This window comes from Snodgrassella sp. B3882 (assembly GCF_026535915.1).
Taxonomy (GTDB): Bacteria; Pseudomonadota; Gammaproteobacteria; order Burkholderiales; family Neisseriaceae; genus Snodgrassella.
The window spans coordinates 546,141-562,534 of sequence record NZ_JAFNPF010000001.1 but is presented as its reverse complement, the minus strand read 5'-3'; the positions used below and the strand labels follow the sequence as shown (position 1 = coordinate 562,534).

Sequence of the window (16,394 nt, the reverse complement as noted above, 5' to 3'; positions counted from 1 at the left end):
ATTAGGCAATCGCCACGATTTCAATCTGGGTAAAATTCTGACGGTGACCTTGACGTTTCTGATAGTGTTTACGACGACGCATTTTGAAAATGCGTACTTTATCATGACGGCCATGCGCAATCACTTTAGCAGTTACCTTAGCACCTTCAATAAATGGGGTACCCACTTTAACCGCTTCACCGTCAGCAATCATCAAAACTTCATTCAGTTCGATTTGGCTGTCGAGTTCTGCTGGTATCTGTTCTACTTTCAATTTTTCGCCAACGGCAACTTTATACTGTTTACCGCCGGTTTTTACGACCGCGTACATACTCAACTCCAATAGGAATTCTGTTAAAAAAATAAAACCATATCCCGCTCTCAAAAGCGGAATTCGGCATTATACCCAACAGCAATTGTTCCTGTCAAAACAAGTACGTTTTATCTGCGCCAAGCTCAGTGTAACTTGGGGAAAAATAAACTTTTGTGAAAAATGAAGGTTGAGTGCTTAACTTTAGCGAATTTAAATTAGAGGTTGGCTAAATTGGCCTGTTGAAAACAGAAGAACATCTGCGACAATCCTGTCAAGTATATTTATGATTTATTGACTATTTTCTATTTATTGTTTTAGCTGTCCCGCTAAAATTATGTAAAAAGTATAGTGACTGAAAAAACCTGAGCAATACTTTTTTACTTTAGATTGTTCCCTTCAGTAAAGACAGTCATAAAAAAACATGATTGAAATAATAATGAACCTTTGTTTTAATTAGAAATATAATATTTATAAAACTTTAATAATTATAATTATTGATCCTAAAAAATGTTATCTTATGGTTTAAAATTAATGATGTTGTTCATTAAATAATTTTGAAGTGGAACTTAGTAGATCAAAACCTCCGTTCCTCAATTTTTTTGCTACTCAATACCTCAAAAATAAACCCGCCTAGGCGGGTAATTCGAGCGTCGCTAAGCCACATCATCGCTTATTAAAATTTCTCCGATTATTTAATTCTTATATACAAATCCTCTTCTTTTATGAAAGGATTTGTTACAACCACTTATCTGATCATTTTTCATCAATTCAACAAAGTCAGTCTGAATTTTTCCTATATGATAGTTATACTGCATTTCTACATGTCAATTTCAATTCGTTTTTGATAGTTTTATAATCAATCCGCTCAACTTCTCGTTCTCGCAATCTTAAATTATCAATAAAACAATGTCTTAATTAAGACAAAGCGTAAATTTTTAGCGCAAGGGAGTATTAACATGAATGATGGATTAAAGCTAGAAAAAATAAAAGTCTTATTTGAAAAACTTGAATTACCCGATTTTAATAGCTCATCAGTAATTTATGGTTCTATCCACCCAAAACTTTGGAAATTTGCACTTTTTCAGGGCGCAGCCGTTGATGATATTAAACATTATCTTATTTATTTTAATTCCGATGAAATTATTTTAATTGGCTTAACTCTCACTGCAGATTTAACGAATAATGTTATTCGAATCCCCATGACGTCAATTTCAAATTTAAAGTTCAAAAAAGGCTGGATTACCAGCAAACTTGAATTTACTATGGCTGGAAACAAAAGGTATCCATTTATAGTACCTAATTTTGTGATCACGGCAAAATGGCAAAAGCCAAATTTAACCAATATTGTTACCACCTATTTTAATCAATAATTAACTCAATGATCTTTTACCTATATCATGAAAAATAATTACCTAATATATTGGATTAAAAGTTAAACCCACTCATTAATGTCAACCCTAAATCTGGATAACTTTAAACTGAAGCAGCCAGCAACATCAAAAAAACAAGCCTGTTGCCATAACCACCATTACTGACCGTTGACTCAGCCATTTATCCACCCGCAAGCCTATCCATCATTCATAGGCTTAGCTTATTCCAACCGATTGTAATGCCGGAAATCAAGCATACTCTTGATGTCAATGTGGCTGAACCCAAACAGTATCTATAGTCAAATTCAGCTAACACCGGGCTTAAGAAAGGTGAAACTCCACTACTTTTTTTCGCCGGACATTTTTCGTTATTGGAAAGTTACTTCCGCGCTAAAATGAAAAAGCACAAAACCGCTAAAAAACAATTGGGTTTGGATAACGGTTCGCGCCGTGGAAAAATCCACACTGATAGCTTCCGCTATCAAGGCAAAATCTGGCTCCATGATCATGTTTTTATCTGCATCATGCTTACATCTTTCAACATCGCTGAATCGAATAAAATTTCACCAACAATATAGCCCGATGGAATCCAAGCATCTCCCATTCTTCAATCAGCACATCAGCCATGGCATCACCCGTTCGCAGCCAAATCTGCTCTACCCGACATTCCTTGAACAGCATCAAAACATTTATCGTCAACCTGCAAAATCTTAACTTTCACCTACGAACAGGCATTACTCTCAGTGATATAGTGCCGCTGTGATACCTGGATTATTCCAGCTTTACCGTTGGCATTGCTTAGATAGAGATAAAGCATGCTGCGAAACATGTCATGACCCAGCAACACTATTTGCACGACTACAACACTGTACATCAGCTATAACTCCATCCTTTACACCCTGCCTGCACAGTAATCATCCCGCCACTGAGCATAGATGGATTAATTCGCTTAGATTTCAATCCACTACAATCTCGACCGCAGCAATCAAGCAGCAGTGATGCTTGCCGGTTGACTTACCCCATCAGCTAGATAACTTTTCGCAGTCTTCACGAATTCAAGTATAATCCCTACCCAAGCAATTAAACCTTTAAATCATCTCACCCGACACATCATTGCCAAGTCAAAACTAAAACACATGCTTGAACATCTGCCCTATTTTCAGAAACATTTGCCTGACGACCTGCAACGCGTTAACCGCGTGATTAATCAGGCCGTTGACTCAGACGTTGTGCTGATTTCCCAGATTGGACAATATATCATCAGCGCCGGTGGTAAACGTTTGCGTCCGATCCTCACCATACTGGCTGGCAAAGCACTGGGCTATGAGGATGATCCCCTCTTTTCTCTCGCCGCCATGGTCGAATTTATCCACACCTCTACGCTACTGCATGATGATGTAGTCGACGAAAGTGATCTGCGGCGCGGGCGGAAAACCGCCAATAATATGTTTGGCAATGCCGCTGCCGTGCTGGTAGGCGACTTTCTCTATACCCGAGCCTTTCAGCTAATGGTGGCCACAGGTAAGCTGCGCATTCTTGAAGTTATGGCAGAAGCCACCAACATCATTGCTGAAGGTGAAGTATTGCAGCTGATGAATATCGGCAACATCGAAGTAACCGAAGCAGAGTATCTGCATGTTATCGAATATAAAACCGCTAAGCTGTTTCAGGCCGCAGCACAAGTCGGCGCAATCATGGCGCAAGCCACTGAACAACAAGAATTGGCCTTAAAAAACTACGGCACCCATGTCGGCACCGCTTTTCAAATTATTGATGATGTACTGGATTATGCCGGCGATGTTGCTTCCATTGGTAAAAACGTGGGCGACGACTTGGCTGAAGGCAAACCCACCCTGCCTTTGATTTATCTACTCAATCAAGGCAGCGACTCCGCCAAGGCAGATGTGCGTCATGCGCTAGAACAGGCCGATCGCAGTTATTTTGACAAAATTCATCAGCATGTGCTCCAATCCGATGCTCTGGCCTATTGTACTGCACAGGCAAAAAAAGCGGTGAATGCTGCGGTGAACAGCCTGCAGGGTTTACCAGATAACGAATGCACCCAGGCCATGCGCGATTTAGCCATGGCTTCCTTAAGCAGAATTTCATAAAATAGTCAGCTTAAGCCAAATAACCTTTATAATAACCGTCTTCGCGCTCGCCGTAGTTCAACGGATAGAACACATGCCTCCTAAGCGTGTGATACAGGTTCGATTCCTGTCGGCGAGACCAAAATATCTAACAAATCAATATCTTCATCATTGCCATCACGTTTTAGCACTCAAATTTGGGCAAAAAACCTCAGACTAATTTGCTTGTATGACAATAAAGCGATCACATGACAGCAGCAAAAATCAGCCATACCACGCTATCAATATGACTCAATTGATTAACTTTTTAATATCTATGGTTAATTAACTTCCGTTTCCACCCAAATCACACCACTGTTCAACAACCAGCGAATACTGCAACGATTAATCAAGAGTGCCAATCAAGATTTAAAAGCGTGCCCATGCCATTCAGATCATGATCATGGCTCAACCATCATTATTATCAGTCGATAACCCGTGAAAAAACTGCACAATCACCCTAACGACTACCTGACTTATTGATCATAGACTCAGAAAGTAACCATCTGTGCATGCCTGCACCTGTAGTCTGGCGCCTAATTGTTCAGGTAACTCTTAAAAAATGACTGAGCAAATAAGGAAAATTTTAAATCTGTGGGCGGTGCTAATGGCTAATGCATGATGAGAGTTCATTGCTTTTGGGCAGAACTGATGCGTCAATCCGGAAAATATCAAAGCGATGGATTCAATCTATAAGATTAAGATGCAGTTAAACTGTTGCAATCGTGACCGCGATACAGGTTTACAACCTATCTTCTTAAAAATTAATCTCGAAGCAGGAAATATCTGTGCTTAATCAACCAATTTTCGCCCGTTGTGGCATATGACCAAATTTAAGGACAAAATCAGTCTTTCAGTTAATACCCCTTGCATAGAATATTATAGTTTATGCAAAATCTGCCCTCAGCAAATTAAGTAATCAGCTTTATTGTGGTTAATCCCGCTAAACCAGAATCAAAAGATTCATCATACCCACATGGTTTGCAACATAATAATTGCTACTGAGGCAATACACATTATTGAGCTTAAATGTTTTGCAGTATGTAAAAGACATTCTTTGCGGGTATTTTTTAACCCATTAGCGAATGGTTATAGGCTCAAACAACCTAATGTACTTAGCCAGATTCAAATAATCAATTTGGAATAATAGAATTGAATTTTAGTCAAAATTATCTTTTAAACTGTTATAATATCAATATATTTTTCCATTTCCTTTACTACTGACACGCTACTGCCATTTTGAGGCATTTTTTGAAAAAAATGAAAAAAATAGCCAAATTTTTCCGCAAAAAATCCATTTTTTTGCAAGTGAATTGCGCTGTAAGCCCCGTACCACAAGGCTTACAGCGAGGTCTATTATAGCTACCCGGGGTGAGAGAGGGAACTACAACTTCAACAAATACTAGGTTTTGCCGTGTCGGATTATAGCTACCCGGGGTGAGAGAGGGAACTACAACCTAGGTGCCTCGTTGGCGCTAAGTAAGATTATTATAGCTACCCGGGGTGAGAGAGGGAACTACAACTCAGTGGGGTCAACCCTAATCAGAAAGCTGATTATAGCTACCCGGGGTGAGAGAGGGAACTACAACGCCATCGTAGCAACGCTCGGTTGTGCCATTATTATAGCTACCCGGGGTGAGAGTGGAAATGACAACGATTTAGATAAATGCTGTTTGAGCCGAATGATCTTTGATTTCTCGCGCAAAATCCCAGCTAGTCATCATTACAAAACTGTTTATCAACCAGCTGATTGCAGCTAAGCACAAATGGATTTAGCGCAGTTTTTTTTGTGACTTTTCAGTTTTATCGGGCGAAATAGGCAAAATAGCCACACACAGCAAACCGCCTGATCACAAAAAAGCCCAATCAAGCAAAACCGATCTTATCTACCCCACTTAAGCAGCAGAATATAAAAACAGTAAATATCCGCATAAACTGTTATAATTGAACAGTATTTTGCCATATTCACCCTACTAACACGCTACTGCCATTTCGAGGCATTTTTTGAAAAAAATGAAAAAATAGCCCAATTTTCACTGAAAAAATCCATTTTTTTGCGCGTAAATTACGCTGTAAGCCCCGTACCACAAGGCTTACAGCGGGGTCTATTATAGCTACCCGGGGTGAGAGAGGGAACTACAACTCCGGCTAGCATGCTCCCGATTTGAATTAAATTATAGCTACCCGGGGTGAGAGTGGAAATGACAACGATTTAGACAAATGATGTTTGAACCGAATGATCTTTGATTTCTCGCGTCTAACCCTAACTAGTCATAATTAATCAACCAGCTGATTGCACATAAGCACAAATGGATTTAGCGCAGTTTTTTTATGTGTCTTTTCAGTTTTTATCGGGCGAAATAGGCAAAATAGCCACACAGAGCAAACCGCTTGATCCCAAAAAAGCTCGATCAAGCAAAACCGATCTTATCTACCCCACTTAAGCAGCAGAATATAAAAACAGTAAATATCCGCATAAACTGTTATAATTGAACAGTATTTTGCCATATTCACCCTACTGACACGCTACTGCCATTTTGAGGTATTTTTGAAAAAAATAGCCCAATTTTCTCTGAAAAAATCCATTTTTTTGCGCATAAATTGCGCTGTAAGCCCCGTAGCACAAGGCTTACAGCGAGGTCTATTTTATAGCTACCCGGGGTGAGAGAGGGAACTACAACTTGACAAAATAAATATTATAAAGTCTAGATGATTATAACCTAGTTATACTGAAATTGGATAGTTAATTGAGTGTGACTTAGAAATCATTTTCTTGACAAACTTAATGATCATAATCTTTACCTGAATATATTTTAAACGATGATTATTCATTGTTTATACCAAAGTATCAACCACTGCTAAATTTATGTTTTTTTGACATATATGTTTTGAATATTCCTGGGAAAAATGGTTTTTGTTTCGTCGGGAAAAAACGAAAATTGAATAGGTTTTTAGCCTAAATGAAGATACTTAGCACAGGTTATGCAACCACATGACTGTTTGATGCATCTCTAGTTTGCAATTTGGGTGGTTTATGCAGTTGCCTATTGTTTATATAAAATTTTTAAGCAGATGGTTATTTGTTTCAGGCGGAAATAAACTGGTAGGAGAAATTTTTGGCAAATAGCAACGTTATTGTTTCTCAATCATAATCGGATTGAGTATTGTTGGTTGTTGATTGCACAGAAAGTTTATTCGGTGAAAACTTGAGCAATTTTTCTCTAGGCTCCGCCGATGTGATTGATGACTTCTTTATGCTTGCCGCCTAGGCGATCAAAGCTGAACAAAATATGATATATATTGTATAAATATCTGAAGTCATATGTGGTGTTAGCTCAAGTTAAATGTGAATATTTCGTTAAATTTTTTGGCAACGCTACCAATGCGTTGCATTATATGCCCAGATCAACGAATTGACTGATTCAAAGCTCACCAAGCAATGTATTTATGCCAATAAAATAAAAATAAACTTAGATTTTTTTTAAAAAAGTAAGAACTGCTGCGCATTGACCTTTTGTTCCTGTAGCGCTGGCTTACCCAGTAATAGTTGCATGCTGGCATACTGTTTTTCCGTCACGGTTAACAAGCGCACTGAACCTTGAGAAGGCAAATTGTTACTTAATCGTTGCAAATGTTTTTGCTCAGCGTCGCGACCATAAACGATGCGCCCGTATACGGAATATTGCAACATATCATAACCGTCGTTAAGTAAAAAGCGCCGAAAGCGTGTGTAGGCTTTTTTTTCGGCGGTCGTGACCATAGGTAAATCAAAAAATAGCAACATTCGCATATAGCGGCGGGTCTCCTTACTCATGGTGGTGTTGATTGAGTTTTATCAGGCGTGGCAGTGCCAATGCGGTTGCTCCGGCTGTTTCCAGATAGTGAATTAAGCTGATGACTGTTTGATCAATGGCGGCCAATACAGTCATGTTTCCCTCTGGCAACAGCATATCTGTGTGCAATAGTCGAGCCAATCCGGCTTTATGCTGGGTGGTCAGTTGGGTTAAGCTTAAGGGCGCTAACTGGGTTGCCACCCATAAATCCACCAGCGGACGATAGGGTTCGATCAGGTCATCGGCCAGATTGAATGCATTTTGCTGGTTGTGATGAAATAAGCCAAAAACTGGCAATAAACCATGCGCGATAAGACTTCTGGCAATGGCGCCGCGCAATATGGCATAGCCGTAATTTAAGGCGCTATTAATCACATTTTGCTGTTGGCGCTTAAACTGAAGACCAAAGAGTGCGGAAAAATAACGCGCCGCTGCCTGTGCCTCTACATTGTCAACATCCCCCGAGCGAACTTTTTTAACCAGAGCAATGAGTAAATTTGCTGTTTGCTGGGATGGATTGGCGGTCAAAAGCAGACATTGTGCCTGATTGGAGATTTTGGCCTGAATAATGCTTGTCCAAGCTTGCTTAACCAGATGCTTTTTTAGGTTTTGTTGCAAATGGATAGACTTGCTTTGGCGGCTATGTTGTAGAAAAGACAGGAAAACGCCATTGGGGAGATGATCCTGCCCCGTACTAAATAGAGCAATACCCAGCTGAGCACAAGTAGTGAGAACTGGGTGCGTCAAAACAATTTCGCGGTGATCGAGAATAATCACAGCAATATCTTCAAAAGGAATGTGCACCGTCTGTTGCTGCTTAATGGCTAGAGTATGATGCTCACAGCTAAGTTTAGCTGGCTGTGAGATCATAATACTACGCCACGCCACGACGTGTCTCCGCTTTAGCAGGATAACAATGACCGAGCATATCGACATGCCATTTTTCAAATTTCTCGATGTTTCTGATGACGCCTAATCCTTCCCAATCACCATTCTTACCTGCCTGAATATTTCGGTCATGACTGCGAATGGTTATCGTGGCCGAAGCAATATTTAAGCCAGCAAAATAACCAAAATATTCATCATTTTTTCTCTTTAAATAGACCACATCATTCGCACTTAAAGAAAATTTAAATTGATAAGTTTCATCCATAATCAACCAATCTTTTCTGCTTTTATTGGCTACAGCAGCTGTGTTAGGCAGAGGGCGATGAGGCTGGCGATCAATCTGATAAATCGGCACCAGATAATACTTGCCATTTTTTTCAAATACATCAACCCGATACATGCTGTCTTGATCAGCAATACCGCCTCTGACCAATACTCCACCTTTTTGAACATCTAATACCTTGACTGTTCGAACTAATGGAGATATTTTTCCCTCTTTGGTTGGTTTATAAAATGGCTCGGCAAATGCTTTTTTGGCATTACCCTGATGTGCTTGTAATCGGGCTCTTAAACCTTCGATTAAGGGCTGATTGCGCGGATCTGGCGTTTCCCCATCAGGCAAATAATAGCCAACTATTTTTTCCAAATCTGTCAGCTTCAGGCTGGTCAGTGGCTTACGCACCGCACTTTGCTCGTTATGCATAAATTTGGCCGAACGGATGGTCTCCTGATGCAAAGCACCACCGTTACGCCGCTTTGGCATACGCGACACAAATACGGGTCTAGGCTGCGTCGGTTCGGTTGTCTTGCCGAATAGATGACAGATGTTTTTGCTAGGCTCACTATCCAGTCGCGCCAACACTTCATCTCTAAATTCCGGCCAAGGCTGTGGGAAATCTCGTCTATTCCTTTGTGTATAATACTGGTTTACCTTAGTATAATTAGACACGCGATGAATCAGAGCATGCGTGATCGTTGCGATCACACATGCATCCAGTGCATGATGTAAATCACTTTTCTCTCTGTCTTTCATTAATCCCCATCTTGCGCGTAAAAAGCCAGTAATTCCACCAGAGAGGGTGACCACATTCTGCCTGGACTCTTGCTTATTTTCGCCATCAACTGAAAATTGTAAATAATCACGGATAAACTGGGCAAAAAAGCGGGCAATATAGCGGGTATCATTCAGATTGCGTTGTGCAAATTCAGATGCAGCGTTCTCACCAAAATTTTTTCTAAGCAAGCGTTCTTTTTTAGCTCGGGAGATTTTAGGATTACTCTGCACCATTGCTGCAAACAGCTGCCATTTTTTACTTTCAGAAGCACCATCCAAATATTCATAGGGTGTTTGATTCTTTTTATTTTGGTTTACATTTGGTAGCACCAATACTTTATTACTTAAGCTGTCATCAAAAGAACGGGAATATGGCAAAATATGGTCAATTTCTACATAGCCATCTTCAAATAGTCTATCAATATCAATTGGATTGAGACTATAAGCACATTTACCATCCTGTTCTTTGTATAGCCGATATTTTAATATATCTACACCTTTAACTTCGCGCTTGATTTTCTGTTCAATTTCTACACTAAGCTCTTGTTTGAGTTCACGGTTAAGATACTGCTGCCTCTCAATTTTATTGCGCTCTTCGGCGGTTTTAGACATATCTCGCGCTAGTTCAATGTGGATTTCATGGGGTGAACCATACTGGCGGATAATGGCATTCAGCACTTTGCGCGCCTGATTGAGCGCTCTCATAACCACTGGATTTTTAATTTGCGGTATTCGCTTAACTTTTTTGCTCAGCTGATCAAATTCATATTGATACAGCGATGGCAAATATTTCTGTTTGGGCAGATTTTTTTGATGATGGTAATGACATTGCTGACAGGCTTCGTAGTAGTTGTCCCCTTTTTCTAAATAAGGCAGAAGTTTGGTTAAGGCTTTGAGTGACAGATGATTAAAGGCACTAAAGCTCACTTTAAGCAAATTGTGTATTTCCTGTTCATCCAATTCATGCTGGCGCAGATGTTGTTCAATGTCTGCATCTGTTTTATATAAAGTGAGGATGGTAGCGAGCTGATCGAGCAAGGCTGTATTGGTGCCGATCTGTTGCCAACGGGTTTCGCTGAAGGCTTTGCGCAGCTCATGATAGCCTTTGCTATGAAAAAAGGTTTTGTTTTCCGCTTTAGCTAACTCTTCTTCGGTTCTACCGCTTAAGCCGACAAATTGGTCTTCAGCCGAAAATTTATTGAGTTTTTTAAGGATTTTTCGAATGGTTTTATAGGTGATTTTTTCTTGTTCATAAGGTAAATTGATTAATGCCGTTCTTTCTTCCTCAGTTAAACTTCTGCTGCCACCCAATTTATTAATACGTAAATTATTCAAGCTGGATAACCACACAAATCGTTCAGCGGTATAGCTATGCTTTGCCGCCCGATATTCACTTGGCTCATGGGTACAAAACCCTAGCATTTTTAATATTGCTTCACCACTGATGGCCGGACGCTGAAACCAGAAGAGCTCTTCAACAACCTTGTGGATAAAGGCATCAGTGATCAGACTATTGCCCAAACTCTGCTGTTTTTGTAAGATTGCCGTCAGTTCTTCTTTCAGTTTTTTACGGTAAAATGTATTTTTATAATTGCCAGCTTTGTTTCTTTTGGCCACGATCATATTTTCTTGCTCTTGCTTTTTAGCGTTTTCTATGGTGATCATTTCCGCCACTGAGCGATAATGTTGCTCCTCAATAAATTTCGCCGTTTCTTTCAACGCCAGATTCATGCGCCCTTGTTCGCTTTTATCAGTTGCATCTTCTTCAATTTTACGCGCCACATAATAACCTCGATGTTTGACCAGATGATAGATCACTCTGGCCAACTCGGGATTAGTCAGTTTTTGATCTAAACCTTTAACGCGCAATGCCCAGGGATCTGGGCTATGTGCCGGCGTGGCTAATGCATGCGCTTCACAGTTGTCAATTAAACCTTGTTGCTGCAAAAAAAATCTGAGTTGTTGCAGTCTTTGTGCCCGATGAGACAATCTTCTGCGCGCATTACGATGTAATCTTCTGGCCAAATTTAACGGTTCTCCCGTTTTGGGATGCTCCGCCTTATCAAAACAGCGCACACCTAAATCAATAATTTTACCCTGCTCCAGTTCATTTTTTTGCTTATCTTCCCCTTTTTGAATCACCGCCCAGCCTACGGAAGCAATACCGATATCCAAACCAAAAATCATTTTTGTCATTTTTATAATTCCTCTGTATATAAGGTTAACAACGAATGATGTAAAACATCACTTTTGCTAAGGGATTGCATTTGCATGACAGAATAAACAGATGTAAATCTTTTGTAAATAGTGCAAGAATAATATAAGTTATGCTATAATTTTTGCAATTTGTAGCTAGCCGGGGTGAGAGCCGTTACTACAATAAGTTTAAATAACGTACCCAACAAACCCCTGAACAGGGGTTTGTTCTATTTACTCTTCTATTAACTATCATTTTGACTCATCTAATCGTATCTATTTTCAAAGAATTTTAATTGTTTTTTTGAATAAATATATCTTGAAAATTGACCTCAATGTGACAACATATAGATAATTTAAAAATATATTTGTTGCTAAATTCATTAAAAGCTCTTTGAAGTAAGATTATTCAAACTTTTATCATTGAATAAATACTACAAGTGTTTTCACTAGCTGAATATCGATAGCGTTTATATTTATGCTAAATGGGATTATAAACCCTGCCAAAACAAACAACAATATACAAAAATGAATCTTTTTCATTAAACTTACTCCAAACAATAGTTGAATAACATTTTTAAATCTGCTTTGAACAAAAATTAATTCTATAATTAAATTAATTTTTTTAAGCATTTTTTAAATACCTCCTTAGTGGTGTTAATCAATGAAACAAATTGTAATTCGCTCAATTCATTTAGTCAAACATTATTTTGTCAAAGAGGAAACTTTTTAAGATTAGATTTATATTAAGTACCTTGCCATACAGTTAATAACGAAAATAGCCAAAATATTTTGACCAAGATGAATACATCATTTTGATGAAAATAAATAATCCACTTCCATAAAAAATATTATATTACTCAAGAATTCTTGTAATGGAATTTTATTTTTCTTGCTGATAATAAATCTTATAATATTTTCGCCCTTTTTCATCCAGACCTTTCTCAATCATATCTTTTCCGCCATGGATATAAATATGGAAATTTTTGTCCAGTTTAATGATGCTTTTAAAGTATTTCTGCTGTTTTTTCACTGCTTTTGCTGAGATATCAAATTGATTTAACGGCTCAAGTTGATTTTCCTGCATATAATTTTGGCTGAAATCCTGATATTGTTGAATTAAATCCTCTTCGGCAAAGACTTGCTGCTCGAAATCGTTCGCATTAAATTGTTGATGGTTTCTAAAATAATCAACTGACCGGTTGAGTAATGCGACCTTCTCAGATTTAGTGGCTTCATCCTTTGCATCCAAAGTTTGGGCAATGAATTGCTTGGTAGTTTCCATAATTTGGGTGGTTTGATGATAGTCATTATTGATGGGTTTGATACTTAAAAACTCATCTGTCCAATATTTAGCTTCATTATTTTTATTGGTATTATCAACAATGGCTACAAGGTAGCCTTGTTCTCGGTTTAGGTTAAAAATAAGACAACCTTTATCCAGCTTTTGAATACTTAGTCCTTCGATATCGGCCAGTTTATAACCGGACTGGGTATCTTCAACTTTAAGTATTTTTTGTTTGTTTTCAGATTTAAAAAAACCGATACCATCTACGGCCTCTTCTCCAATATGGCAATGTTTGAGAGAAAACACGCCAAGTTCTCCAGTTTTTATTTGTGGATGGTTACTTTTTTCATATAAATATTGGGCAATGTTTTGCGACTGGGTGACAAAGCTTTCCAGGTCTTGATGGTCAAACATGGTAGTGAGGAGGGTATAAATGGGATTGAGTTCGAGACTCGGAAAATAATGAAACTGATACAGCTGATCGAATTTAAAATTTGTGACCATCAGTTTAGTGAGTATTTCGCTGATGTTATCGTGGTTACACAGCTCATTACCTAGATGAACGCCATCTTCATTGCTTTTGTTGCCAATATGATGAATAATTAATCGATCAAGTGTACCTAATTCAATTTTTTGCATAATCTTCGATGTTCTTTGGTGTGGGCTCAAATTTGTCTATTTTGCCTAATTCTTTTGTATAAGATCAATTCAAGTTAGCTGATTTTTGATCTTCATTTTTCTGAATTTCAGAAAGATTAACTAAATCATGTATTTTCCCTTCTGGTGTTAAAATAAGTTGTAAATCACTAATAATAAGACTTAATTGTTTTCGCAATACTTTCTCACTATCAGACATACAAGTACTCCAATATTGGTTTCTGAAGGTTTCCCAATGAACTTTATTAAACTCTTGAACTGGTTCCAGAGAATAAAGCATAATGGAAGATCTATCCTCACGTTCCTCTTTTCCATTTACCTGTGTATATTCTTCTTGCAAAAAAGAATAAAATTGCTGAGTCCTCTGAGAACTATTATGAGTGGAAACTAATGGAGAAATCATTTGATTTTTTTTATTATTTTAAAATTTAGTAGGGGGTAATCCATAAATAATAATTTTACCCAACACAAGTCATACCAGCAAATACCCATGTACCTTGATCATAAAAAAACCAATACAATCTACTCGAATCCAACTCACTACTATTTATTGGGACAGCAATAGAAATAACGTTTTTATACTTTTCATTATCTCCCAAAGGCTTTAATTCGGATTGTTCTAAATACAGATATAAATTGTCATCTATTTTTAAGTTCTCTATTAAATCCTCAAAATCTTTATCAAATATTTTATTAAACCCCTTTATAATATCTGTTTGATTTATTATTTTATCTTCACTTTTATTGAGATAAAAATGTATACAATCCCCAAATATCTCTTTATCAATATATTTAGTTTTTTTTGTAACTAATAAATCTTTAATATCTCGTTTTAATTGATGAACTAATACAGTTGAATCAATAAGCTGAAACGGATTCTTAATAGATTGTTGAGGTCTTTTTTGTTTATCATTTTCTAAAACTGTATTTGAAGTACATGATAAGATAATACTACCTAATAGAATCACCTTCAGTAGCTGTTGCATTTTCATACTCATAATAATCTTGTATGCCTTTATTAAATATATATTCTTTAGGTACAACGTAACCTAAATGATCTAAACGAGTCCCTGCTTTTGTAGTATGGACATATTTTTTACCAACTTTTTTAAACTTATAACTATTTTTTTGAACTTTATTATCCTGATTCCCACCTAGGCCTATAATAGTAAACCCATCAGATTCAACGGTATAATTAACAACAAAAGTAGCGTGTCCTTCATGAGAATTTTGTTTTTTTATGATGAGAATAGCTCCATAAGGAGGCTTTTCACTAGAAGGTATTATAGTAGATCCTGGATATCTTTGACGGTTAACAAAATTAATTGCTAATGCCGGATTATTAATATTTGAATTTTTAGGAATAAAAGAATAATTTGTATTTTTCACCTTATTCGTCTCTACAAGAGCCCAATTAGCAAAACTGGAGCACCAAGCTGTTTTAATAGGATCCAATTTTTGACCAGCCCCATCTGAATAGTATTCTTTTACTCTGTTATATCCATATGACATATCTCTCTCATTCACACCTTCTTCTTTATGAACAATTTCCATCCAAGGAGCTACTATTATATTAAATTTAACTTCAAATTTTTCTTTATCACCTGTTAAATAATCATCATATAGTGCTTTATCAATGGCATCATATCTACCTGAGAGAGAATATCTAAAAGTAACTGCTAAAGCAGATGTTTCTTTTACTTTTGCCCTAATTGTTAAATAAGTTGCTTTAGTTTTAATTTTAGAATATTTTGTCTGTAACTCTTCAAAATCTGTATCACTTTTGGGACTTAGCTCTATTTCCTGTACATAAGTTATAGAACCATCAATAGAAAATTCTATTTCTGTTTCTTCATTTCCATTTACTAAAAAGGGAACAGCTTTACCATTGTAAGTCAAAACATCAGATTTTTCCCAAATTGATATACTCAATTTTCCCTTTCTGGGTTTACCATAACATTTTATAATTAAGTAAACTTTATCTCCTAATCCAGCCTTATTTATCCTGATATATCCATTATAACCTTTTTCAGGACTTTTCGCTTTACGGGCAAAATAAGCATCAACTACATCAACCGAATAGTTTGATTGATGGGGTATATCATATACTATTTGGTTAGGATTTACCGTATATGAGTCAGATAGTGATTTATCCGGCAATTTATTTTCTTCCGGTGGTAAAGGTTTTGTTTCTGTTGCTGTAGTTGTAGACATTTTAAAATTAAATTTTAATTTTTATCATTTTTTTCCAATACAATATCCAAAGAAACATCTTTACTTATTTTTTGGATTATTCTTACCTCTTCTCTATACCCGGATTTCCCAACTTCCATATCAATCTGTGCACTTAATGGAAATTCTGTTGAAAAAAAACCATTGTTATCAGTTGTTAGAGTAATTGTGTCTTTGCCTAAATATTCATCATAATTTTTTTTACCACTATTTGAAGTGTATCTCCAATTAGTGATCTTTATTGTTACATCTTGTAATGCTGTATTACTGTTTTTATCATGAACATACCCCTGTAAATGAACATCTTTAACATCTGTCTGACTCCGGAAATATATAACCAGATATATGATGACTGCAACAACTCCCACAGCCAAAAGTACCAATAACCATTTCATCATAATTTTCATATTATCATTTTAATATATTTGTTAGTTTCGATTATGAGAAGACAATCT

Annotated in this window: 13 protein-coding genes, 1 tRNA gene and 1 CRISPR repeat array; of the genes, 4 read left to right on the top strand and 10 right to left on the bottom strand. The window is 37.2% G+C overall.

Features of this window, described 5'->3' with window-relative positions:
* Position 1: 1 nt before the first annotated feature.
* Complete coding sequence (gene rplU / locus J3U68_RS02390) at positions 2-310, bottom strand: 50S ribosomal protein L21 (protein ID WP_267374206.1); 309 nt, start codon at positions 308-310, stop codon at positions 2-4.
* Between the two features lie 938 nt (positions 311-1,248).
* Between rplU and J3U68_RS02385 the strand changes: the two genes are divergently transcribed.
* Both J3U68_RS02385 and J3U68_RS02380 read left to right on the top strand, forming a co-directional pair.
* Positions 1,249-1,662: a hypothetical protein gene (locus J3U68_RS02385; protein ID WP_267374203.1), complete on the top strand. Its 414-nt coding sequence runs from the start codon at positions 1,249-1,251 to the stop codon at positions 1,660-1,662.
* A gap of 450 nt (positions 1,663-2,112) precedes the next feature.
* Positions 2,113-2,376, top strand: coding sequence for a hypothetical protein (locus tag J3U68_RS02380; protein ID WP_267374201.1), 264 nt, complete (start codon positions 2,113-2,115; stop codon positions 2,374-2,376).
* 7 nt (positions 2,377-2,383) lie between these two features.
* Here J3U68_RS02380 and J3U68_RS02375 read toward each other — a convergent pair whose 3' ends face one another.
* Entirely contained in the window at positions 2,384-2,536 is a 153-nt protein-coding gene (locus J3U68_RS02375) for a hypothetical protein (protein WP_267374199.1), read from the bottom strand.
* Positions 2,537-2,798: 262 nt separating this feature from the next.
* Between J3U68_RS02375 and J3U68_RS02370 the strand changes: the two genes are divergently transcribed.
* Both J3U68_RS02370 and J3U68_RS02365 read left to right on the top strand, forming a co-directional pair.
* Positions 2,799-3,773 (top strand): polyprenyl synthetase family protein, encoded by a 975-nt coding sequence (locus J3U68_RS02370; RefSeq protein WP_267374197.1) that lies wholly within the window; start codon positions 2,799-2,801, stop codon positions 3,771-3,773.
* A 46-nt stretch (positions 3,774-3,819) separates the two neighbouring features.
* Positions 3,820-3,894: transfer RNA gene (locus tag J3U68_RS02365), tRNA-Arg, on the top strand.
* A 1,252-nt stretch (positions 3,895-5,146) separates the two neighbouring features.
* Positions 5,147-5,446: a CRISPR direct-repeat array (repeat unit 36 nt; unit sequence ATTATAGCTACCCGGGGTGAGAGAGGGAACTACAAC).
* A 1,826-nt stretch (positions 5,447-7,272) separates the two neighbouring features.
* Here the strand turns inward: J3U68_RS02365 and cas2 are convergent.
* The 8 genes from cas2 to J3U68_RS02325 form a co-directional block, all read right to left on the bottom strand.
* Positions 7,273-7,605: a CRISPR-associated endonuclease Cas2 gene (gene cas2 / locus J3U68_RS02360; protein ID WP_267374195.1), complete on the bottom strand. Its 333-nt coding sequence runs from the start codon at positions 7,603-7,605 to the stop codon at positions 7,273-7,275.
* Positions 7,598-8,512: a type II CRISPR-associated endonuclease Cas1 gene (gene cas1 / locus J3U68_RS02355; protein ID WP_267374193.1), complete on the bottom strand. Its 915-nt coding sequence runs from the start codon at positions 8,510-8,512 to the stop codon at positions 7,598-7,600. Before cas1 ends, cas2 begins: the two co-directional genes overlap by 8 nt.
* Positions 8,499-11,762 (bottom strand): type II CRISPR RNA-guided endonuclease Cas9, encoded by a 3,264-nt coding sequence (gene cas9 / locus J3U68_RS02350; RefSeq protein WP_267374191.1) that lies wholly within the window; start codon positions 11,760-11,762, stop codon positions 8,499-8,501. The genes cas1 and cas9 overlap by 14 nt, the downstream gene beginning before the upstream one ends.
* An 883-nt stretch (positions 11,763-12,645) precedes the next feature.
* On the bottom strand, positions 12,646-13,689 hold the full coding sequence (locus J3U68_RS02345; protein ID WP_267374190.1) for a nucleoid-associated protein: 1,044 nt from the start codon (positions 13,687-13,689) through the stop codon (positions 12,646-12,648).
* A 64-nt stretch (positions 13,690-13,753) separates the two neighbouring features.
* Positions 13,754-14,110: a hypothetical protein gene (locus J3U68_RS02340; protein WP_267374188.1), complete on the bottom strand. Its 357-nt coding sequence runs from the start codon at positions 14,108-14,110 to the stop codon at positions 13,754-13,756.
* A gap of 55 nt (positions 14,111-14,165) precedes the next feature.
* Entirely contained in the window at positions 14,166-14,693 is a 528-nt protein-coding gene (locus tag J3U68_RS02335; RefSeq protein ID WP_267374185.1) for a hypothetical protein, read from the bottom strand.
* Positions 14,659-15,921: a hypothetical protein gene (locus J3U68_RS02330; RefSeq protein ID WP_267374182.1), complete on the bottom strand. Its 1,263-nt coding sequence runs from the start codon at positions 15,919-15,921 to the stop codon at positions 14,659-14,661. Before J3U68_RS02330 ends, J3U68_RS02335 begins: the two co-directional genes overlap by 35 nt.
* A gap of 14 nt (positions 15,922-15,935) precedes the next feature.
* On the bottom strand, positions 15,936-16,337 hold the full coding sequence (locus tag J3U68_RS02325; RefSeq protein ID WP_267374179.1) for a hypothetical protein: 402 nt from the start codon (positions 16,335-16,337) through the stop codon (positions 15,936-15,938).
* Positions 16,338-16,394 lie beyond the last annotated feature (57 nt).

What these genes read in the sequence shown, in the direction of transcription:
- rplU (WP_267374206.1), bottom strand. Translation starts at nt 310, where the DNA reads ATGTACGCGGTCGTAAAAACCGGCGGTAAACAGTATAAAGTTGCCGTT.
- J3U68_RS02385 (WP_267374203.1), top strand. Translation starts at nt 1,249, where the DNA reads ATGAATGATGGATTAAAGCTAGAAAAAATAAAAGTCTTATTTGAAAAA.
- J3U68_RS02375 (WP_267374199.1), bottom strand. Translation starts at nt 2,536, where the DNA reads ATGTACAGTGTTGTAGTCGTGCAAATAGTGTTGCTGGGTCATGACATG.
- J3U68_RS02370 (WP_267374197.1), top strand. Translation starts at nt 2,799, where the DNA reads ATGCTTGAACATCTGCCCTATTTTCAGAAACATTTGCCTGACGACCTG.
- cas2 (WP_267374195.1), bottom strand. Translation starts at nt 7,605, where the DNA reads ATGAGTAAGGAGACCCGCCGCTATATGCGAATGTTGCTATTTTTTGAT.
- cas9 (WP_267374191.1), bottom strand. Translation starts at nt 11,762, where the DNA reads ATGACAAAAATGATTTTTGGTTTGGATATCGGTATTGCTTCCGTAGGC.
- J3U68_RS02345 (WP_267374190.1), bottom strand. Translation starts at nt 13,689, where the DNA reads ATGCAAAAAATTGAATTAGGTACACTTGATCGATTAATTATTCATCAT.
- J3U68_RS02340 (WP_267374188.1), bottom strand. Translation starts at nt 14,110, where the DNA reads ATGATTTCTCCATTAGTTTCCACTCATAATAGTTCTCAGAGGACTCAG.
- J3U68_RS02335 (WP_267374185.1), bottom strand. Translation starts at nt 14,693, where the DNA reads ATGCAACAGCTACTGAAGGTGATTCTATTAGGTAGTATTATCTTATCA.
- J3U68_RS02330 (WP_267374182.1), bottom strand. Translation starts at nt 15,921, where the DNA reads ATGTCTACAACTACAGCAACAGAAACAAAACCTTTACCACCGGAAGAA.
- J3U68_RS02325 (WP_267374179.1), bottom strand. Translation starts at nt 16,337, where the DNA reads ATGATGAAATGGTTATTGGTACTTTTGGCTGTGGGAGTTGTTGCAGTC.